Raw genomic sequence first — 21,006 nt, 5'->3', positions numbered from 1 at the left:
TAAGTTATGAAATACGAAATAAAGAAATTTAAAGATGGGCAAGTTGCTGCTAAAATTATAGAAGCGGGAGATTTACATATTAAAATTAGAGGGAATTCTTACGAAGATTTATTTAGAATAGCAGCTGTAAAAGAAGCATGGAATGCTGTAAACACTACAAATAAAAACGCGATAGCAATATTAACAATTACTTGTTTAATTGGGCAGCGATCTGACAGGCGTTTTAATATTGGTGAATCTTTCGATTTAAAAGTAATAGCAAATTTTATTAATTCACTAAATTTTGATAGAGTTGAAATATTGCATCCACATAGTTCAATTAGTTTAGCTTTAATTAATAATTCGGTTGAATTAAAGAATTTTGAATACGTTAAGGAAGCATATCTTAAAATTGGAAATCCAATATTAATAAGTCCAGATGCAGGCGCTTATAAAACTACGCATGAAATAGCTGAAAAATTAAATGCAGATTTGGTTCCGTCAAATAAAGTAAGAATAAACGGAGTACCTGTAATAAGTATCCAGGGAGATGTAAAGGGGAAAGAATGTTTAATTGTTGATGATTTAGCTGATGGAGGAAGGACGTTTAAATTTTTAGCAGAAGCATTAAAAAAACAAGGAGCATTAAATGTTTCTTTATATGTAACGCATGCACAATTTAACTATGGTTTTGATGAATTAAAAGAAACTATAGATCATGTATATTGTACGAATAGCTATAAAGATATTAAAGATGATTTTGTAACACAGTTTAAAGTGATATAAAAAATCCCAAACTAACTAGTTTGGGATTTTTAATTTTATTATTCAGCTTAATACAAACTCTTAAATTCCACAGGATTTGCTTCGTGCATAATTTCATAAACTTTTTCAAAAATGTCTTCAGCAGATGGTTTAGAGAAATAATCTCCATCAGTACCATAAGCAGGTCTATGTGCTTTTGCTGTTAATGTTTGAGGTTTACTATCTAAATATTTGTATCCGTTTTGATTTTCAACAATTTCTTGTAATAAATAAGCAGAAGCTCCACCAGGAACATCCTCATCAACTACTAATAAACGGTTTGTTTTTATAACCGATTTTACAGTGTCGTGGTTTAAATCGAAAGGTAATAAACTTTGTGCATCTACAATTTCTATATTAATACCAACCTGTAATAATTCTTTAGCGGCTTCTTCTACAATTCTAAGTGTAGATCCGTAAGAAATAACAGTAATATCAGTTCCTTCTTTTATGGTTTCAACAACACCAATCGGAGTTTTAAATTCACCTAAATTTGTTGGTAACTCTTCTTTTAAGCGATATCCATTTAAACACTCTACTACTAAAGCAGGATCATCACCTTCTAATAGCGTGTTGTAAAAACCAGCGGCTTTGGTCATGTTTCTAGGAACTAGTACATGAATTCCACGAATATTATTTATAATTCCACCCATTGGAGAACCTGAATGCCAAATTCCTTCTAAACGGTGTCCTCGTGTACGAATAATTAACGGTGCTTTTTGTTTACCAAAAGTACGGTAACGAAGTGTTGCTAAGTCGTCGCTCATAATTTGTAAAGCATATAAAAGGTAATCTAAATATTGAATTTCAGCAATTGGACGTAAACCACGCATTGCCATTCCAATACCCTGACCTAAAATTGTTGCTTCACGAATACCAGTATCTGAAACTCTTAATTCACCATATTTTTCCTGTAAACCTTCTAATCCTTGATTTACATCACCAATATATCCAGCATCTTCACCAAAAATTAAAGTTTCAGGATATTTTTTAAATATAGCATCAAAATTATCACGCATAACAATACGAGCGTCAACCATGTTTTTTTCAGCTGCGTAAGTTGGTGCTTTTGATGAAATTTTATCAGTAGCTAAAGCTGTTTCACTTAATAAGTGCGCAGAGAATTTTACGCCAGCATCTTTAATTGCTGTTTTAATAAAGTTTTGTAATGTTATTTTTTCGGTAAAATTTTCATCTTTTAAATAACGTAAAGTTTTACGAGTAGCTACTAAAATATCTTTTCTAATAGGTTCGCTTATGGCAGCTAAATCATTTTTATACTTTGTAATAAATGATCCGTTGTTACTTTTTTGAGCTATTATTTCTAATAAATCAACGGCAGCAGTAACTTCAGCTTTTATTTCATTTGTATAAGCACTCCAAGCATCACGTTTAGCTTTGCTTACTTCTTTTTTAGCTTCTTTTTCTATTTTTTGTAACTCTTCTTCAGAATCAATAAATTTTAAAACACCTCCATCTTCATCTTGTAATTCGAATTCTAAAATCCATTTTCGCATTTGAGCAATACAATCAAATTCTTGCTCCCACTGTAAACGTTCGGCAGATTTATATCTTTCATGTGAGCCAGACGTAGAGTGTCCTTGAGGTTGTGTTAATTCTTTTACGTGTATTAATACAGGAATGTGTTGTTCTCTCGCAATTTTTGATGCTTTATTATAAGTGTCAATTAATTGCACATAATCCCATCCGTTTACGACAAAAATCTCATAACCATTTGTATCGTTTTCTTTTTGAAACCCTTTTAAAATTTCAGAAATACTTTCTTTTGTTGTTTGATGCCTTGCATGTACCGAAATTCCGTATTCATCATCCCAAACATTCATAACCATTGGCACTTGTAAAACACCTGCGGCATTAATAGTTTCAAAAAATAATCCTTCAGAAGTACTTGCATTACCTATGGTTCCCCAGGCAACTTCGTTTCCTTGATTAGAAAAATTTGTAAAACTTTCTAACCCTTTAACGTTACGGTAAATTTTTGACGCTTGTGCTAATCCTAACAAACGAGGCATTTGACCAGCAGTTGGAGAGATATCTGCAGAAGAATTTTTTTGGCCTGTAAGGTTTTTCCATTCTCCATTTTCATCTAAAGAGTGTGTTGCAAAATGCCCTCCCATTTGACGACCTCCAGACATTGGATCAACATTAATATCAGCATGTCCATAAAGTCCGGCAAAAAATTGTTGAGGTGTTAATTGGTCAATAGCCATCATAAAGGTTTGGTCACGGTAGTAACCAGATCTAAAATCACCATTTTGAAAAGCTTTAGCCATAGCTAATTGTGGTACTTCTTTTCCGTCACCAAAAATTCCGAATTTTGCTTTACCTGTTAAAACTTCTCTACGTCCTAATAAACTACATTCTCTGCTTATACGAGCAATTCGATAGTCATTTAAAACTTCATTTTTAAAATCTTGAAAAGAAAGTTGTTGAGTGTTAGCTGTTTCGGTATTTTGCGACATAATCTTCTAATTTTGGAATGGTTACAAAGATAGTTTTTTTAGTTGAAATTTAAAAATTTGAGTTTTCATTGATTATTCTTCAAAAAAACAGTAAAAAAACAAGATTTGTTGAAGTATCTATAATAAACCTCTTCGTAGAAAATTATAAATTTGATCAATACTTGTAGTCGCGATAAATCGAATTTTTGATGGATAAGCTTTTTGGTTTACTTCAAAACCTTCGTTTGTATAAACAGGTAAGTAAAGTTCAAAAATATTAGGAATAAAATTTAAGCGCACTCCATTTTCATAAAAATATTTAGGAGAATGATTTTTGTTTTTCAATATTGCAAAATCGTTATAAACTTCGACCCATTTATATACACTAACACTTGTGTTTATTGATGCTATGAATTGATTAGAAAAATATGGTTTGTTAAATTTAGATTTAAAACCTGCCTGATCTATTACAAATTGTTGGCTAAAAATTCCTTCGTTTTCTGATCGCCCAAATAAGTTTTGTTCAAATAAATAATCAGAACCTCTGTTTAATCCAAAGCTAAAATAATCACCTTCAGATTTATTGTGTAAAAATAAGCCTCCAAAAAATCGAATATCAAAACTTCTATCAGCTGAAAAAAATCGACGATAACGAAAATCAGTAGTTACTTTACTAAAACTAGCATTAAATTCGGTGTTTATTGCATAGGTAGTTCTATTAATAGCATCAAATTTTGAACGAATATATCTTAAATTAAAAATATTATATTTATCACTTTCTTTTAAAGGTTGGTTAGGTTCGATTTCTTTTTTTACGCTAATTAATCTAGCGGTTAATAATTTTATACCATTTTCACGAAGGTTTTTTCTTCTAAATTGAAAGTTTATAGAAGGGATATAGGCATTGTACTTAAGTTTTGGAGCATAATGAAAACTACTCCCGCTAAAACTATAACGGATTTTATAGAGTTGTGATTGTTTGAAAAAGTGATTATAGGAAAAAGCGTAAGATCCTGTAAATTTTTTGCTTTTTGTGCTGTAATTAGGTGTTATACTAAACTCTAGATTATGGTTTACCACAGATCTATTATTAATGTTAACACCAACGATTAATCCGTCATATAAATTGTATTTAAAATCTGGGTAATAAAATAATTGATTGTAATATGGGTTTTCAATGTCTTTAAAAAAACGAAATTGTAATGGTTTGTTAATTAACTTGTTAGTGGTGCTTCTAAAATTGTCTAGCGAATTATATTCTGGATAAGAGTTCTCGTAATTTAAAGCAAGTTTGTTAAAGTTACCTTTTTTTAATTTAATTGTTTTTGTAGAGTCAGTACCGCTAATCCATTTTTTAAATTTAATTTTTTTGTTTTTTATTCCATATAGAGAAAAAGGAGAAGGAAAATTTCTCTTATTTTTAATTGTAACTAATAAGGAGTCTTTATTTTTAGTATTTACAACGTTTGATATTTTGTAATCAATTTTTTTATTAGTTTTTATGTAGTCGTTAAAAAACCAGTTTAAATTTTTTGAAGTATTTTTTGTTAGTATTTTTTTAAAACTACTGCTATGACTTATTTTTAATTGATTTTTTGCGTAAAATTCTTTTAAAGATTTTACTAAAGTGTCTCCTCCAATAAATTTTTGTAAATAAAGTAATCCTAAACCTGCTTTGTATGGGCTTACTATTTTACGATTGAAGTTTGAAAGAGAGTCGGAAGAAGTTGTTAAAGATTGATCATAAAATTTACGTGCACTAAACTGATATACAAGACTATATTTATCGTTTTGTTTTAATTTTGAAATGTTATAGGTTTTTATAGGCCAATATTTTGAATATTTACCTAAAACAGTAATTTTTGGGTAAAATTTTTCAATATATTTCATCATTAAAAAAGTTTCTACGCCTTCAGTAAGCCAATAATCTGTTCTTTTATCCGTGATTAACACATCTTCAAGATATTTTTTTGAAAGCGCTCTAAAAAAATTAATCTCCCACCTGAAATTTTTAGGAAAAGGTTTTAATATTTTAGGTAACCCATATATTTCATACAAAGAATTTTTATTAACAGTAGTTGCGTCAACAAGTATTTCTTTATGAGGATTTTTTCCTAAAAATTGTTCAATAAAATTAAGTTGTTTATTTATAATTTTAACAGTGGTATCTTTTGAAATTTTATTTAAATAAAGATCTGTTTTTATTCTTTTCTTTTTTGTTTTAAATGTAATAAAGGTTTTAATAGAGTCGATATGAAGAATAATATCTTTTTTCTTTTTACCTGTTAAGTAGTAGTTGGTACGTGTTTTGCCTTTTTCTTTTATCTGATTTAGATTGCTTTTAAAAATGTATTTTTGAGGTATGTTTATATGTATTTTATAATTGGATAAGTTTTGATATAAATCATCCAAATTTAAATTACTTTGTAGTTTCCATTGTTTTTGATGAACAGCAGGAATAAGATGCCAAAAACGTAAATGATATCCTGTTTTTGTTTTTCCGTACCCTGTATATTTAGCGTTAGGGATTTTTACAGTATAGGTAGTTGTTAATATTATACTATCATTTGGTTTTAAAGTTTTGTGTAAATCAACTTTAATAATGTCTGATTGTTGTTCTTTAAATTTAACTTGTTTAAAATTTATAGATAGCCTGTGAATTTTTGAGTATCCTTTGTCTTTTTGTTTAGCAAAGAAAAAATCCTTTTTATAATCTTCAATAAAACGTTTTGCTAAAGGTGTTTTATTGTTTTTAAAACTGTTAGCCCAATTATGTAAAAAAATAGTGTTTAAATTTACAGAAGAATTGTTGTAAAAGACTGTTTTTTGTTGAATATGAAGTAAATCATTTTTAACATTTAATTTTGCTTTTATATCAATAGCGTTTGTTTGTGCTATTAAGTTATGACAGCACAATAATATAAAAGATAATAAAAGGAGTTTTTTTTGTTTCAAATTTAAAATAAAAAGGCTTGTTATTTATTTAACAAGCCCTAAAGATAATTATTTTAGAAATTAGGTTTTAATTGATATTTTGTGTAAAATTTATTAAAATGTTCTACGGCTTCATCAGCAGTGTCAACAACTCTAAATAAGTTTAAATCTTTTTCACTAATGTTACCTTCTTCTAATAAGGTGTTTTTAATCCAATCTAACAGACCACCCCAAAATTTCTTACCAACTAAAACGATTGGAAAACGACCAATTTTATTGGTTTGAATTAAAGTAATTGCTTCAAAAAGTTCATCCATAGTACCAAAACCTCCTGGCATTACAACAAAACCTTGTGAGTACTTTACAAACATTACTTTGCGTACAAAAAAGTAATCGAAGTTTAAGTTTTTATCGCGGTCAATCCAAGGGTTATCGTGTTGTTCAAATGGTAACTCAATGTTTAGGCCAACCGAAGTTCCTTTTCCTCTTCGGGCTCCTTTGTTACCGGCTTCCATAATACCTGGGCCACCACCAGTGATTACTCCAAATCCGTTTTGTGTTAATTTAAAAGCTACTTCTTCGGCTAGTTTATAATAAGGATCATCAGTTTTTGTTCGTGCTGAACCAAAAATAGATACACAAGGACCAATTTTACTTAATTTCTCGTATCCTTCAACAAATTCGGCCATAATTTTAAAAATAGCCCAAGAATCATTTGTTTTTATTTCGTTCCAAGTTTTTGGTTGTAGTTTTTCGGTTATTTTTCTGTCATCGTTCGGACTCATGTTCGTATTTCTTTTATAGTTATTATAACAGTTTGTGTTGCTAAGTTTATAATTTTAACAAGCTTGCTAATTTAGTTCTTTTTAGTAAATAAACTATTGAAAAAATAAAAAATAGAATTTTAAGTTCGCTTTTATTATGATAAAAATAGGTTAGGTTCTTAGTGCTGATTTTGATTAAATCCTTGATCTTTTAAAGACACTCAAGGTTTATGTTTATTCTTCGCGAAAGAATTTTTTATTTAACAATATTTCTTAGTTGATAGAAAAAACGCTCTATCAGGCGTAAATCTTCAGTTATAATATCTGCGCTACCTTTCATTTCTTGTTTAAATACTATTTTTTTACCGTAAGTAGTTTTTAAATCTTGAGGTAGTTTAACATTTATTAGGTAATTTCCTTGTTCGTTCGGAATTTGTGAAATGGAAAGTATTTCTCCATTTAATTCTCCAAATTCATCAGAAGGATAGTTTAGTAGTTTTATTTGCACTTTTTGCCCTTTTTTTATTTTTCCTGAATTTGTAGCAGGGGCTTTAATTTTTCCTATAAAATAATTGTTTTTGGTAGGAATAACTGTAAATATTAAATCACCTGTTTTTACAGTTTGATTTTTATCCCAAAAGGATAAAAAAGAAACTTTACCATTTATAGAAGATGTTAATGCGTATTGTTTTTCCCAATCTTTTATGGCTTTTTTTAAGTAAAGAAAAGATTGGATAGCTTTCTTTTTTAAACGGCTATCATTTTGAGTTTTTTTGATAACGGTTCCTTTTAAATTTTTTGTTGAATTATTTATTAATTCTCTAATTTGAGAAATAGAAGCTTCAATACTTTTATAAGATCTCTTTGCTTGTAAAAAATCTATTTCTTTTTGTTCTTTTTGCTTTGCAGATATTACCCCTTTTGTAAACATTTTTTTACTTCTATTAAGGTCTATTTTTTTAAACTCTAATTCTTTTTTGTTTAATTCTTTTTGTGATAATAAAATTTGCAACCTTCCTTTGGCTTCAATTACAGACATTCTGTTGGCAAAACTTTCTGACTTAAATGGGGTTAACTTATTATTTAAAATATATTCAGAGTAGTTGTTTTCAAATTGAGAATAACTACTTGTAATGTCTCCAAGAATTAAAAAGGGTAGTTTGTTGATAGGAAAGGAAAAATTATCTTGATTTATTTTTATTGTATCGCATATGTTTTTTAATAATAAGACATCATCATATATAGCACTATTTTCTATAACAGCAAGTACTTCACCTTCAGATACGTTTTTATTTTCACTGGTTAAAAATACTTCAAATTTACCTGAAGATTTTGCGTGTAACTTTTCAGGAGGAAAAGAGGTGGTAATCATTGCTTCAGTACTTATAATATCAGGGTACTTTACAAACCATGTTATAAATAAAATCATTATTATTAAGCTAAGAAATAACGTATTACCCCAACGAATCATCCAATTTGGTACTTGGTTTAGTATATCTTGTACTTCTTCACTACGTATTTCTATGTCTTGATTATTTTCTGGCATATTTTTTTAATAATTATAAAAGAGGAGAATATTATTCTCCTCTAAATTAATGAAGGAAGTAGGTGTTTATAGAATGTAATATTATCTTCCTTCATGTTAGTCTTTTAGTTAAGTTCACCAGAATCACAACTAGTATGCATCAAAGCACACCTACTTGCTCCAGGGTAGTTTTGCATTTGATTACAAGGCAAGCATCCTGGTACAGGACCAAAACAAATGCCAAAAGGGAATTGACTGCAATCGAAACCACCATTAATTTGTTTTTGTTGTGCTTTGTTTAAAGCTTTTCCTAAGTTTAAGATTGATTTTTTCATTTTAAAATAATTTAATTTTGATCAAATCCCTGATCATTTAAAGACACTCAAGGTTTATGTCTATTCTTCGCGAGAGAATTTTTTTATAAGGAGGTGTTAAAGTTTTTTACAGTCTTTTTAAATTGTAAAATACGCTTGCCTCTTTTTACTGTGTAATAATTAACCGATCCTATTTTATTTTTGTTTAAACGATATTTGTTTATGTCAATTTTATTTATTTTAACATTGTTTATCTTTAGTATTCTATCGTTTAATTGTAGGTTTTTACCAGTTTCTTCAATTATACTTGCAATGGTTATTTTTTCACCTTTTTTTCTATAGTCTTTTAGTTTAACACCATCTGTAATGAAATTATGATTTCTTTTAAAATCAAGTTCTTTGATAAATACCTGAGATTTTTTAAAATCAATTATTATGTTAAAATTTTTTAAAAATTTCCCGCCAATAATTCCTTTAAAAATAGGTGTATTTTTGTTTTCTATTCTTACATCTTCATTGTTGTCAATAATTAAAAAAGGATATTTTCTTTTGTTAAAAGTTAATGATTTTATCTTAAAGTATTGAGGTGAGTTAAATCCATGAGGACTAGCATTTGCTGTTTTAATACTGAAAATTGATTCAGTATTTTTTAGTTTTTGAAAAGAGTTAATTGTAGTAATACCTCTGCTGCTACCAGTATCAATAATAAAATCACCAAATATTTGTTTACCATTAACTGTTGATATCTCTAATTTTGTTGTAAATCTTTTGTAAAGCTCTATGTTTTTATTGTTTTGTTTAGTTTCTAATTTTAAATAATTTTTTTTAATGTTTTCGTCTTGACTATCGTACAGTTTAATCACTTGTTTGTGATAATTAATTTCTAGTATATAATCTTTAAAAAAATCGATACCTAATATACCATCACAGTACTCATCTAAATATTTATTTAGATTATTAAACCTTATAAGATTTACTTTTTTTATTAAGTTATTAATATTAAGTTGTAAAGGGGTTTTATAGATAACTCTTTGATTTATTTTTTTTAAAACAGGATTTTTTATATTAAACACCGTTCCGTATTCACCTGTGTCAAGTATCATTTTTAAGGCCCTGTTCTTAACTATAACATTTAAATATATTTTATTATTAACTAGGTTAAAAGGAATTTCGTGAAGCGCTTTTTGTGAAAAACAACTAGTGATATAAAAAAAGAGAAGAATAATTTTTTTCATTTTAAAAAATTAAATAAAGAGAGAGGGGTAGCTCTCTCTTATTTAGTATTAATTTAGTGTGTATCCATGTTTGCCACAATGATGATAAAAGTTATTGACTTAGTTAAAATAATCATGATAACTTCCTAAAAGAATCATTTTTGTAGCATAAATTTTTATTTTCTTAATTTGAACTTTCACTTAATTCATGATGGAGTGTTTTTTTCTACAGTTCCCAAACTATAGTGTCACAATTAAGATGACGCCCCTTCCAGTCACAAGGCAAAGAGTCAGGTATTCCTGGGGTAATAAAACATTGACATACTTGAAGAGTTGGAGTTGGACCATTTCCTAAGATGTTTTTTTGTTCAGCTTTATTTAAAGCTTTACCTAAGTTTAAAATTGATTTTTTCATCATTGTTATTTATTTAAAAGATATTTGAGGTTTGTTTTAATTAACAAAACTTTGTTGCATTTCTTGAGATTCTTATTCTTCTATTGGTCTAGAAAATATGCTATTAGGGTCACATGCACCTCTGGTAGAAGTTCTTGTGTGTGGGTCGTAATTTTCGCAATCTCCTCCATTAATTTGTTTTTGTTCAGCTTTATTTAAAGCTTTACCTAAGTTTAAAATTGATTTTTTCATTTTAAAATAATTTATAAATTGATTAAATCCTTGAAAATTTAAAGACACTCAAGGTTTGTGTCTATTCTTCGCGAGAGATTTTTTTTGCCATTGTGAGTAAAACGAAACAATTTTGCTCTAAATTAATAAAGTTACTTCGTCGTTTCTCTTATCGTAATGAAGATTTTATATTTTATTTACCTAAGTCTAATTGATTTTTTACTAGATGATAATAACTTCCATTTAGTTTAATGAGCTCTTCGTGTGTTCCTTTTTCGATAATTTTTCCTTTGTCTAGCACTACTATTTGATGAGCATTTTTTACAGTACTTAATCTGTGAGCAATTACAACTGCTGTTTTATTAGAGAAAAATTCATTTAATTTTCCCATAATTACTTTCTCGTTATTAGCATCTAATGCACTAGTGGCTTCATCAAAAAATAAAAACTTTGGATTTTTATATACAGATCTAGCAATTAATAATCGTTGTTTTTGTCCTGTACTTAATCCGTTTCCTTCGCTACCTATTTTTGTGTTATACCCTAATGGCAATCCTTCTATATAGTCATTTATGTTAGCAACGTTTATTGCATGCGCTAGCTTATCTTTATCAACATAATCTTCCCCAACAGCAATATTTTTTGCAATGGAGTCATTAAAGATATAGCCCTCTTGCATGACTACGCCACAGTTTCTTCTCCATTCTTTTTGTGAAATATTTTTTAAATTAAAATTTCCAATAGTTATATCTCCTGAATCTACTTGGTAAAAACCAAGCAATAATTTCATTAAGGTTGTTTTTCCACTTCCGCTAACCCCAACTATAGCGGTGGTTTTATTGGCAGGAATCTCTAAGGATAAATCTTTTAATACAGGCTCCAAACCTCCTGTATATCTAAAAGAGATATTGCTAAGTTTTATAGATTTTTTTTCAGGGATATGAGTTACTTTTTCATCTTCAGGTTTTTCTTCATCTTCCATATTGTGAATTTCCCCTAATCTATCAATAGATATTTGAGCGTCTTGTACATCACGCATAAAATTTATTAATTGCGTTATTGGTCCGTTTAATTGACCAACGATATAGCTTATAGCCATCATCATTCCTAAAGTAATGTCTCCATCAATAACAAGTTTAGCTGATAAAATGGTTATAAACATATTTTTTAGCTCATTGATAAAGTTAGAACCTACACTTTGTGTTTGTTCTAAAGCCAAACTCTTAGTAGCAACTTTAAATAAACGAGCTTGAACATACTCCCAATTCCAACGCATGCGTCTTTCTGCATTGTGGAGCTTAATTTCTTGCATTCCGTTAATAAGTTCAATAACTTTACTTTGTTCTTGACTTACCTGAGAGAATCGTTTGTAATCTAATTCTTTTCTTTTTTTGAAGAAAAACAAGACCCAACCAAAGTATAAAACACTTCCTAAAACAAATACTCCGAATATTTGTAAACTATAATACCCTAAAACTAAACTGAAAATAATTAGGTTAAAAAAAGAAAATAAAACAGTTAAAGAAGAGGTTGTTAAAATTCGTTCGATACGTTTGTGGTCGTTAATTCTTTGTAATAAATCTCCTGTCATACGAACATCAAAATAGGAGATAGGTAGTTTCATTAATTTGATAAAGAAATCAGAGATTAACGAAATGTTTATTCGAGTACTTAAATGCAATAAAATCCAACTTCTAATGATTTCTAAGGATGCTTTTCCTATAAAGAGAAATAGTTGCGCGAATAATATTAAGTAAACAAAATTTAAATCTTGGTTTTTTATACCAACATCAACAATACTTTGTGTTAAAAAAGGAAGGATTAACTGTAATAAACTACCAGCTAATAGTCCAATAATCAATTGAACTATAAATTTTTTATACTTGAATAAGTATTTGAATATAAATGAGAATCCAAATTTTTCATCTTCTTCAAATTCTTCTTGATAAAACTTAGGAGTAGGTTCAACCAATAACGCAATTCCTTCTTCTGTATTTTCACCGGCATTGTTACCAATCCAAGATTGAATAAACTCTTTTTTTGTAAAAGAAATTAAACCATGGGCAGGGTCAGAAATATAAATAGTGTCTTTTTTTATCTTGTAAAGAACCACGTAGTGATTTTTATTCCAATGAAGTATGCAGGGTAGAGGTGCTTCTTTAAGTTTGTTAAAAGCTAGTTTAATACCTAAAGATTTAAAACCCATAGATTCAACAGCGTCACTTAACCCAAGTAAGCTACTTCCTTCACGAGTAGTTTCGCTTAAGCTACGTAATTGTTGTGTGTTAATAGTTTTACCATAGTGTTTGGCTATGATTTTAATACAAGTAGGGCCACAATCTTTGGCTTCAGTTTGTTGGTAATTTGGGAATTTTTTCAAAAAAAATATTTTATTTATTAGCCAGAGTTAATTAACCCTAGCTAATAAAGTTTTAAAAAGTACTATTAAAAAATAATTTTTTAAATGATTAGCAGTAGCAACCGTAACCTCTTGGGCCAGGGCGACATCCATTTCTTATTTCCTCTATAGAACATGCTCTACCTCCATTAATTTGCTTTAACTCTATTTTATTTAAAGCTTTTCCAAAATTTAAAATTGATTTTTTCATAATTAAATTATTAAAGTTACTTTTGCGGCGAACATTTAAAGACACTCACCTTATGTGTCTATTCTTCGCGAGAGAATTTTGTTCAAATACAAAGCTCTGTTTTCAGAGCTTTGTTGTTTTATTTACATTTATACCATTACTAATGGTTTAGCGTTTTCTTCTAGTTCTTCAATAAAAAAGATTAGATCAGTTCGGTTATATTCTTTTGGAAACGATCTTCCGTTTATTAAAATTTCAGGAGTAAAATTAATAGCGTTTTCTTTACACCAATTACTACCCTTATCTAATTCAGATGTATAGTAATTTATATCATTGCAACGTCCCCACTTTTTTAACCAAGCTTCGGTATTTCCGTGTTCGTAAATTTCAGACATTGCTTTTAAGCAATTCGAATCTCCTTTTTTATCGTATACTTCTAGTAATTTACTTGTTATCTTAACTAAATTATCTTCTTTATTTTTAGAGTTTATCGTAAAACGAGTAATTATTTTTACATTTTGATGATATCTATGTAATATTTCATCAATATGTTTATGAACAGGTTTACAATGTCCACAAAAAGGATTAGTTACAAGTACGATTTCTAAATTGGAATTAGGATTACCAAAAATAATCTCCTTACTGTTTTCTACTTGAGTATTTAATTTTGGTGACTTTTGTAGTAAAGTTTCAAACAAGGTGAAGTTTCTTTTAAACTTAACGTTTTCAATTTTTTCTTTTTTTAATTGGTTAACACTTGAATATAATGGCTTTATATAAGCCCAGAATAGCCAGGTAGCCAATATTATCATACCAAAAGTTACAAAGTCGGTAACTATAAAATCATTTATATAGGTGTCTGTAATTAATGGAATTAAAGCTTGTAACCATAAAACACCAACAATACTTAGGCAAAGTAGACACCATTTTTTTAAAACGGCATATTGGTAATATAAAGAGTATAGCGTAACAGGTATAGCTATTAAACTTATAGTATATGAAATTCTAGGACTTGAAGATTGAATAAAAGTTAATAACGTTAATCCAATAAAGTAGATAATGCTAAAGTCACTTAATTTATAGCCTTTAAATACTTTAGCACCTTTTGAGGTTAAAACGGCATCACAATCTTTTTTGTTATCAGCTCCTGAGCAAAAAGCATTTCCTATGGTTGTTTTTAAACCTAATTCTTGTTTAATGATAGCAATACTAGTTATAATTCCAATTACTGATAATACTAAATGAATAACAGTGTACCAAGAAGTAGTATTTTTATAAATTAGAAATGTTGCTAAAAGGATTAAAACACTTAATCCAAGTTTTTTTATAGGGTTAGAGTTTGTTTTTACAAGTGTTTTTTCTTCTGATTGTTCAACAGCTACTATAATTCCTGTAAAATTTTTAAGGAAATCACTTTCAGAGTTTTTTTGTATTTTACCTTCTGTATTGTAAATATTATAGCTTGTATTTTTCTTTTCAACGACAACCAAGTCTTGACCTTGTGTTGTTTTAACTTGTGCTAAAAAACAAACAGGTAATTGTAAAAGCGTTTCTTTATTTATAGGAACGTCTGCTGCAACATTTTCTATATTGAAATGATCTAAAACACCAGTTATAGCATGTAAACTTGGGAATGAAGGATGGCTTTGTATTTGAAAAGAAAGTTCTTCTTTATCAAACGAAATTTGATTTTTCTTTAAAAGTATTTGAACTAAATTTGTTAATGAGTTTTTCAAAAGCTGTTTTTTGAGGTTATTCTATTTTTTCAAAGCTATTTTTTTAAAATTTAAAAAGCGCGTTAAAAACCGTAAAAAAAGTAAGGGAAAACCTTACTTTTAGATAATGCCTTTTTCTTTAGCTATTAAAATTAGTTCTCTATCTCCTTTTTCTTTAACATTAAAAGCTTTCTTTAAGTGACGTTTTCTTTTTTCAATACTGGCTACAGATAGTGGAATGTAATTTGGCATATCTTTCATTTTTGCGCCAATTGATAGTTCATATAGTATTTTTCTATCTATCGTATCAATTATAAAATTGGATGAAATCTCTTTTCGTAATAACTTTAAGATAGATTTACTATAAAAAACTTCATTATTGATTGTTTGATAAATTGCTCTTTTAAACTCACTAGAGGTAAGGTCACGTTTTAATATAAACCCTTCAGGATTTATGGTTTTAAATGTTGTGTGTATTCTAAAATTATCATCAGAAGCAGTTGAAATAATAATTTTTGTTTTGGGAAGTGTTTTCTTGATTATAAGAGCTATATCCTCTCCAGAAATTTGATTTTCATCATTTTTTTTGGAAAAATTTAGTTCTAAAATAACAATATCAAGCGGAGTCTTATTTTTAATAACCTCATTAATAAAGTTGTTTGCTATTTTAGGATCATGAATTAGGTTTATATTTAGATCATACGTATTTCCCTTGTTTGTATTATTTATAATGCTTTTATATGCTTCGCACATTAACGGACAGCCATCTAAGACTAAAAAAGTAATTTTTTCTTTTTTCATAAGAAGGTGTAAAAAGTAATTTTTTACTTGTAAATCTAAATGAAAAAAAATGTATTGTCAATACCCAATACCCCTAATTGAGTTATAGGGTTAACCCTAACAGAAATAGGGTTAACCCTATTTCTGTTAACATTTATTTAACATATTATATGTTTTGATGTTGGTATTGTTAGCTTTTTAATTCTTTTTTTAAAAACCTAGCCGTATAACTGGTTTTATGTTTGGCTACTTTTTCAGGAGTTCCTGTAGTTAAAACATTACCACCATTTTTTCCGCCTTCCATACCAATATCAATGATGTAATCGGCAAGTTTAATTACATCCATATTATGTTCAATAATAAGTACCGTGTTTCCTTTGTTAGTTAGTTTATTTAAAACATCCATTAATACGCTAATGTCTTCAAAATGTAAGCCTGTGGTAGGTTCGTCTAAAATATAAAAAGTATTTCCGGTATCTCTTTTCGATAATTCCGACGCTAACTTTATACGTTGTGCTTCTCCACCAGATAGTGTGGTGGATTGTTGCCCTAAAGTGATGTAGCCTAAACCAACATCTTTAATTGTTTTTAATTTTCGGTATATTTTAGGAATATGTTCAAAGAAATTTGTGGCTTCATTAATTGTCATCTCTAAAATATCAGAAATCGATTTTCCTTTGTAACGAATTTCTAACGTTTCTCTGTTAAAACGTTTTCCTTGACAGGTTTCACATTCTACCTGAACATCAGGTAAAAAATTCATTTCAATAACGCGAACTCCACCTCCTTGGCAAGTTTCACAGCGACCACCTTTTACATTAAAGCTAAAACGACCTGGTTTATAACCACGAATTGCGGCTTCTGGAGTTTTTGCAAATAAACTTCGGATTTCGCCAAAAGTACCCGTATAGGTTGCTGGGTTTGAACGTGGAGTTCTACCAATAGGAGATTGATCTATGTCAATAACCTTATCAATATGCTCTAAGCCTTCAATTTTTTTATAAGGCATTGGTTTTTTAACGCCGCGATAAATATGAGCATTTAAAATTGGGTATAAGGTTTCGTTTATTAAAGTAGATTTTCCGCTTCCTGAAACGCCGGTAACACAAATCATTTGTCCTAAAGGAAATTTTACGGATACGTTTTTTAAGTTGTTTCCTGATGCTCCGGATAGTTTAATAAAATTTCCGTTTCCTGCTCTTCTTTCCTTTGGAACAGCAATTTCTTTTCTACCAGTTAAATAATCAGCTGTTAAGGTGCTGTGTTTTTTTAAATCATCAAAAGTTCCTGCGCTTACTATTTCACCTCCATGAACTCCTGCGCCTGGGCCGATATCAAAAACAAAATCAGCTTGCTCAATCATGTCTTTGTCATGCTCTACTACTAAAACCGAATTACCAACATCACGCAATTTAATTAATGAATTGATTAGTTTTTCGTTGTCTCGTTGGTGTAAGCCAATACTAGGTTCATCTAAAATATATAAAACTCCAACTAATTGCGAGCCAATTTGCGTTGCTAATCTAATTCGTTGGGCTTCTCCACCAGAAAGTGATTTTGAAGTTCTGTCTAGCGTTAAGTAATCTAATCCAACATCTAATAAAAACTGAATTCTAGTTCTAATTTCTTTTAATATTTCAGCAGCAATTATTAATTGTTTTTCAGAAAGACTATTTTCAATGTTTTTAAACCAATTAGCTAATTCGGCAACGTCCATTTGTGCTAAATCGCTAATGTTTTTATCGTTGAATTTAAAATGAAGTGCTTCTTTTTTTAATCGTTTTCCCTCACAAGTTCCGCAGGTAACTTCGTCCATAAAGTCTTTTGCCCAGCGTTTAATAGAGGTGCTTTCGGCATTTTTGTATTGATTTTCTATAAAAGAAATGATTCCTTCAAAGTCAATTTCGTAATTGCGCGTTACACCAAGGTCTTTAGAGTTTATTTCAAATTTTTCGTTACCACCGTGTAAAATAATATCCATAGCTTTTGATGGAATCTTATCTATCGGATCGGTAAGTTTAAAGTTATGCCTGTCGGCAATGGTTTGTAGTTGTTTAAAAATCCAGCTATTTTTTTGCTCTCCTAAAGGAACAATTCCTCCTTTTTTAATTGAAATTGTAGGGTCTGGAATTATTTTTTGTTCGTTAATTTGGTTTGTTGTTCCTAGTCCGTTACAATGTGAACAAGCGCCTCTTGGCGAGTTAAATGAAAATGTATTTGGCTCAGGATTAGGGTATGCTATTCCGGTTGTAGGACACATTAATTCACGACTAAAATAACGTGGTTTTTCATCGTCAACATCAACCACCATTAAAATATTATTCCCGGTATATAAAGCTGTTTTTATAGTTTCTTCTAACCTTTTTTCTGATTTACTATTAACAGCTAAACGATCGATTACCACCTCAATATCATGAGTTTTGTATCGATCTAACTTCATGCCTTTTACAATCTCTTTTATTTCTCCATCTACACGAACACGAACAAAACCTTGTTTTGAAATTTGTTCGAAAAGCTCACGATAATGCCCCTTTCTCGATTTAATTAAAGGTGCTAAAATGGCAATTCGTTTTTCGTTAAAGTCTTTTAAAATTAATTGTTTGATTTGCTCATCAGAATAACTCACCATTTTCTCATTGGTATTGTATGAGTATGCATCCGAGGCACGAGAAAACAGCAAGCGAAGAAAATCGTAAATTTCGGTAATGGTTCCTACTGTTGAACGTGGGCTTTTATTGGTGGTTTTTTGTTCGATAGAAATTACGGGCGATAAACCATCAATTTTATCAACATCAGGTCTTTCTAGGCCGCCTAAAAACTGACGTGCATATGCCGAAAAAGTTTCAATATACCTACGTTGCCCTTCGGCATAAATAGTATCGAAGGCTAAAGATGATTTTCCACTCCCGCTTAAACCAGTAATAACTACCAGTTTTTCACGAGGAATTTTTACATCAATGTTTTTTAAATTATGAGCTCGGGCTCCGTATACTTCTATGTGCTCTTGATCTTTCAAAGTGTGCTTTTTACGAAAAAAGCAAAGTTACCAAAACCAAATTTATTTTATAGCTGATGTTGTAAACAAATGATTGTAAATTGGTATCTTGCATTTAAAACCTATTTATATATGAAGTTTATTCACGCGGTACGTCATTTTTTTGAACGTCATGGTTTTGCAGTGTCTTCTCGGTTGGCAGATCGTTTAGGTATGCGGGCAACAAATGTGCGATTGTTTTTTATTTATATATCGTTTGTAACCATAGGATTGTCATTTGGAGTGTATTTAACATTGGCTTTTTTATTACGATTAAAAGATATGGTGTACACTAAAAGAACTTCTGTTTTTGATTTATGATGAATCTCGTATTTAAGTCAAGATTATACAAGGCTATACTGTTTTCAGTTTTAATTTTATCGATAGGAGTAGGAGGATACCTTATTTTATTTAATTATTCTTTTATTGATGCCTTGTATATGACGGTAATTACCATAACTACTATAGGTTTTGGAGAAGTACATCCGTTTGGTACAGGAGAAAAGATATTTACAATTGGATTGATACTGTCTAGTTTATTTATATTCGGGTATGCTGTATCTTCTTTTTCAGAATATTTAATAAGCGGACAATTTTTTCGTCAACTAAAAATAAAAAAAGTGAAAAAGAGTATAGAGAAATTAAATGGACATACTATTGTGTGTGGGTATGGTAGAAATGGAAAACAAGCAATAGCTAAATTAAATAATTATAATAAAGACGTTGTTGTAATAGAAAAACATGAAGAAATTGTTAAAAAACTCGATGAAAACGGAGTTTTAAACATTGAAGGTGATGCGACTTTAGATGAAACATTATTAAAAGCAGGTATTTTAAACGCGGCTAATTTAATAACAGTTTTACCTTCGGATGCTGATAATTTGTTTGTTGTATTAACAGCTAGTCAGTTAAATAAAAAATGTAGAATTATAAGTAGAGCCTCAAAAGAAACATCGTATAGTAAACTTAAAATTGCTGGAGCAGATAATGTAATTATGCCCGATAAATTAGGGGGTGCGCATATGGCATCTTTAGTGGTTACACCTGATGTAATTGAATTTGTAGATAGATTAACTATTGAAGGAGATACTACTGCAAATCTTGAAGAAATAGCAATAGATAATTTACCAGAAAAATATTTAAATCGAACAATTTTAGATTTAGATTTACGAAAAAAAACAGGCTGTACAGTTATCGGTTATCGTACATCGGAAAAAGAATATATCATAAATCCTGATGCTTCTGTAAAACTTACAGCAGGAGCAAATTTAATTGTTTTAGGGCGTCCTAAACAAATAATTAAATTAAGAGAGTTATTTTAATGAAAAACATAGTTATTACAGGAAGTAATGGTTTGCTAGGTCAAACTTTAGTAAATCTTTTATTACAGGATAAAGAAAAATATAAAGTAATTGGTTTTTCAAGAGGAGGAAATAGAAGTGGAAGAGATGATTTTAAGTACATTTCTATTGATGTTACAGATAAATTACTACTTAAACAAAAGCTTAAAGAATATAGTCCTGATGTTATTGTAAACACAGCAGCCATGACAAATGTTGATGCTTGTGAAGAAAATAAACAGGCTTGTGATGTTTTAAATATTGATGTTGTTCGGTTTTTAAAAGAATATTCAGAAGAAACAAATATTCACTTAATTCATATATCAACAGATTTTATTTTTGATGGAGAAAGTGGGCCTTATAAAGAAACTGATATTCCTAATCCAATAAATTACTATGGGCTATCTAAATTAAAATCAGAAGAATTAATAACAGCATCAAAAATAAATTACACAATTCTTAGAACCATTTTAGTGTATGGAAAAGTGTTTGACATGACAAGGAACAATATTGTTTTGTGGGTAAAAAAATCACTAGAAGAAAAAAAAGAAATTACCATTGTTAACGATCAATACCGTATGCCTACTTATGTTGATGATTTAGCATTGGCTTGTAAAATAGCAATAGATAAAAAAGCATTCGGAATTTTTAATATATCATCAAACACATTACTAAGTATACAAGAAATAGCACAACAAATAGCTGAAGTTTTTAAATTGGATAAAAAATTTATAAAAGCTATTTCGACAACAATGTTAAATCAAAAAGCAAAGAGACCTTTTAAAACAGGTTTTGATTTAAGTAAAACAAATAATGAGTTGGGTTTTTACCCCAAATCATTTAAAGAAAATTTACAAAAATTTAAAGAAAAACTAACTTAAAAACTACATTTAACGCATAAAACTTGTTGAAAGTACATTTTTTTATG

16 protein-coding genes are annotated in these 21,006 nt (G+C 29.1%); 4 read left to right on the top strand and 12 right to left on the bottom strand.

Annotated elements, in window-relative coordinates; genetic code table 11:
- Positions 1–6: 6 nt before the first annotated feature.
- On the top strand, positions 7–765 hold the full coding sequence (locus tag BA195_RS08810; RefSeq protein ID WP_068704549.1) for a phosphoribosyltransferase family protein: 759 nt from the start codon (positions 7–9) through the stop codon (positions 763–765).
- 47 nt (positions 766–812) lie between these two features.
- On the opposite strand, the gene BA195_RS08805 is transcribed toward BA195_RS08810, so the two are convergent.
- The 12 genes from BA195_RS08805 to uvrA all read right to left on the bottom strand — a co-directional run bounded on the left by BA195_RS08805 (position 813) and on the right by uvrA (position 18,720).
- Entirely contained in the window at positions 813–3,266 is a 2,454-nt protein-coding gene (locus BA195_RS08805; protein WP_068704547.1) for an alpha-ketoacid dehydrogenase subunit alpha/beta, read from the bottom strand.
- 117 nt (positions 3,267–3,383) lie between these two features.
- On the bottom strand, positions 3,384–6,200 hold the full coding sequence (locus BA195_RS08800; RefSeq protein WP_141677677.1) for a gluzincin family metallopeptidase: 2,817 nt from the start codon (positions 6,198–6,200) through the stop codon (positions 3,384–3,386).
- Between the two features lie 53 nt (positions 6,201–6,253).
- Positions 6,254–6,964 (bottom strand): LOG family protein, encoded by a 711-nt coding sequence (locus tag BA195_RS08795; protein ID WP_068704545.1) that lies wholly within the window; start codon positions 6,962–6,964, stop codon positions 6,254–6,256.
- A 235-nt stretch (positions 6,965–7,199) separates the two neighbouring features.
- Positions 7,200–8,489, bottom strand: coding sequence for an HlyD family secretion protein (locus tag BA195_RS08790; RefSeq protein WP_068704543.1), 1,290 nt, complete (start codon positions 8,487–8,489; stop codon positions 7,200–7,202).
- Positions 8,490–8,593: 104 nt separating this feature from the next.
- Entirely contained in the window at positions 8,594–8,803 is a 210-nt protein-coding gene (locus BA195_RS08785) for a hypothetical protein (protein ID WP_068704541.1), read from the bottom strand.
- A gap of 83 nt (positions 8,804–8,886) precedes the next feature.
- Positions 8,887–9,885, bottom strand: a complete 999-nt coding sequence (locus BA195_RS08780; protein ID WP_141677676.1) for a hypothetical protein — start codon at positions 9,883–9,885, stop codon at positions 8,887–8,889.
- Positions 9,886–10,483: 598 nt separating this feature from the next.
- A complete protein-coding gene (locus BA195_RS14400; RefSeq protein WP_176714976.1) occupies positions 10,484–10,642 on the bottom strand; it encodes a hypothetical protein in 159 nt (52 codons plus the stop codon).
- 172 nt (positions 10,643–10,814) lie between these two features.
- The gene (locus BA195_RS08770) at positions 10,815–13,001 is read right to left on the bottom strand and encodes a peptidase domain-containing ABC transporter (RefSeq protein WP_068704535.1); all 2,187 of its coding nucleotides are present in this window, start codon (positions 12,999–13,001) and stop codon (positions 10,815–10,817) included.
- An 88-nt stretch (positions 13,002–13,089) separates the two neighbouring features.
- A complete protein-coding gene (locus tag BA195_RS14395; protein ID WP_176714975.1) occupies positions 13,090–13,230 on the bottom strand; it encodes a hypothetical protein in 141 nt (46 codons plus the stop codon).
- A 128-nt stretch (positions 13,231–13,358) separates the two neighbouring features.
- Positions 13,359–14,945: a vitamin K epoxide reductase family protein gene (locus BA195_RS08765; protein WP_068704533.1), complete on the bottom strand. Its 1,587-nt coding sequence runs from the start codon at positions 14,943–14,945 to the stop codon at positions 13,359–13,361.
- Positions 14,946–15,044: 99 nt separating this feature from the next.
- Entirely contained in the window at positions 15,045–15,725 is a 681-nt protein-coding gene (locus BA195_RS08760) for a response regulator transcription factor (protein ID WP_068704531.1), read from the bottom strand.
- A 169-nt stretch (positions 15,726–15,894) separates the two neighbouring features.
- Positions 15,895–18,720 carry an excinuclease ABC subunit UvrA gene (gene uvrA / locus BA195_RS08755; protein ID WP_068704529.1) on the bottom strand — a complete coding sequence of 942 codons (2,826 nt, stop codon included), beginning with the start codon at positions 18,718–18,720 and terminating at the stop codon, positions 15,895–15,897.
- Between the two features lie 111 nt (positions 18,721–18,831).
- Between uvrA and BA195_RS08750 the strand changes: the two genes are divergently transcribed.
- Genes BA195_RS08750 through BA195_RS08740 form a run of 3 tightly spaced genes read left to right on the top strand, consistent with a single transcriptional unit; the run spans position 18,832 to position 20,959 of the window.
- On the top strand, positions 18,832–19,059 hold the full coding sequence (locus BA195_RS08750; protein ID WP_068704829.1) for a PspC family transcriptional regulator: 228 nt from the start codon (positions 18,832–18,834) through the stop codon (positions 19,057–19,059).
- The gene (locus BA195_RS08745) at positions 19,059–20,060 is read left to right on the top strand and encodes a potassium channel family protein (RefSeq protein WP_068704831.1); all 1,002 of its coding nucleotides are present in this window, start codon (positions 19,059–19,061) and stop codon (positions 20,058–20,060) included. Before BA195_RS08750 ends, BA195_RS08745 begins: the two co-directional genes overlap by 1 nt.
- On the top strand, positions 20,060–20,959 hold the full coding sequence (locus tag BA195_RS08740) for an SDR family oxidoreductase (protein WP_068704527.1): 900 nt from the start codon (positions 20,060–20,062) through the stop codon (positions 20,957–20,959). The genes BA195_RS08745 and BA195_RS08740 overlap by 1 nt, the downstream gene beginning before the upstream one ends.
- Positions 20,960–21,006 lie beyond the last annotated feature (47 nt).

The organism is Tenacibaculum soleae (assembly GCF_001693415.1).
Taxonomy (GTDB): Bacteria; Bacteroidota; Bacteroidia; order Flavobacteriales; family Flavobacteriaceae; genus Polaribacter; species Polaribacter soleae.
This window is presented reverse-complemented; position numbering and strand designations above follow the sequence as displayed.

Excerpts from the sequence above, each read along its gene's own strand:
- BA195_RS08750 (WP_068704829.1), top strand. The coding sequence starts at position 18,832 with ATGAAGTTTATTCACGCGGTACGTCATTTTTTTGAACGTCATGGTTTT.
- BA195_RS08790 (WP_068704543.1), bottom strand. The coding sequence starts at position 8,489 with ATGCCAGAAAATAATCAAGACATAGAAATACGTAGTGAAGAAGTACAA.
- BA195_RS08780 (WP_141677676.1), bottom strand. The coding sequence starts at position 9,885 with ATGATACTTGACACAGGTGAATACGGAACGGTGTTTAATATAAAAAAT.
- BA195_RS14400 (WP_176714976.1), bottom strand. The coding sequence starts at position 10,642 with ATGAAAAAATCAATTTTAAACTTAGGTAAAGCTTTAAATAAAGCTGAA.
- BA195_RS14395 (WP_176714975.1), bottom strand. The coding sequence starts at position 13,230 with ATGAAAAAATCAATTTTAAATTTTGGAAAAGCTTTAAATAAAATAGAG.
- BA195_RS08740 (WP_068704527.1), top strand. The coding sequence starts at position 20,060 with ATGAAAAACATAGTTATTACAGGAAGTAATGGTTTGCTAGGTCAAACT.
- BA195_RS08805 (WP_068704547.1), bottom strand. The coding sequence starts at position 3,266 with ATGTCGCAAAATACCGAAACAGCTAACACTCAACAACTTTCTTTTCAA.
- BA195_RS08760 (WP_068704531.1), bottom strand. The coding sequence starts at position 15,725 with ATGAAAAAAGAAAAAATTACTTTTTTAGTCTTAGATGGCTGTCCGTTA.
- BA195_RS08795 (WP_068704545.1), bottom strand. The coding sequence starts at position 6,964 with ATGAGTCCGAACGATGACAGAAAAATAACCGAAAAACTACAACCAAAA.
- BA195_RS08745 (WP_068704831.1), top strand. The coding sequence starts at position 19,059 with ATGAATCTCGTATTTAAGTCAAGATTATACAAGGCTATACTGTTTTCA.
- BA195_RS08810 (WP_068704549.1), top strand. The coding sequence starts at position 7 with ATGAAATACGAAATAAAGAAATTTAAAGATGGGCAAGTTGCTGCTAAA.
- BA195_RS08785 (WP_068704541.1), bottom strand. The coding sequence starts at position 8,803 with ATGAAAAAATCAATCTTAAACTTAGGAAAAGCTTTAAACAAAGCACAA.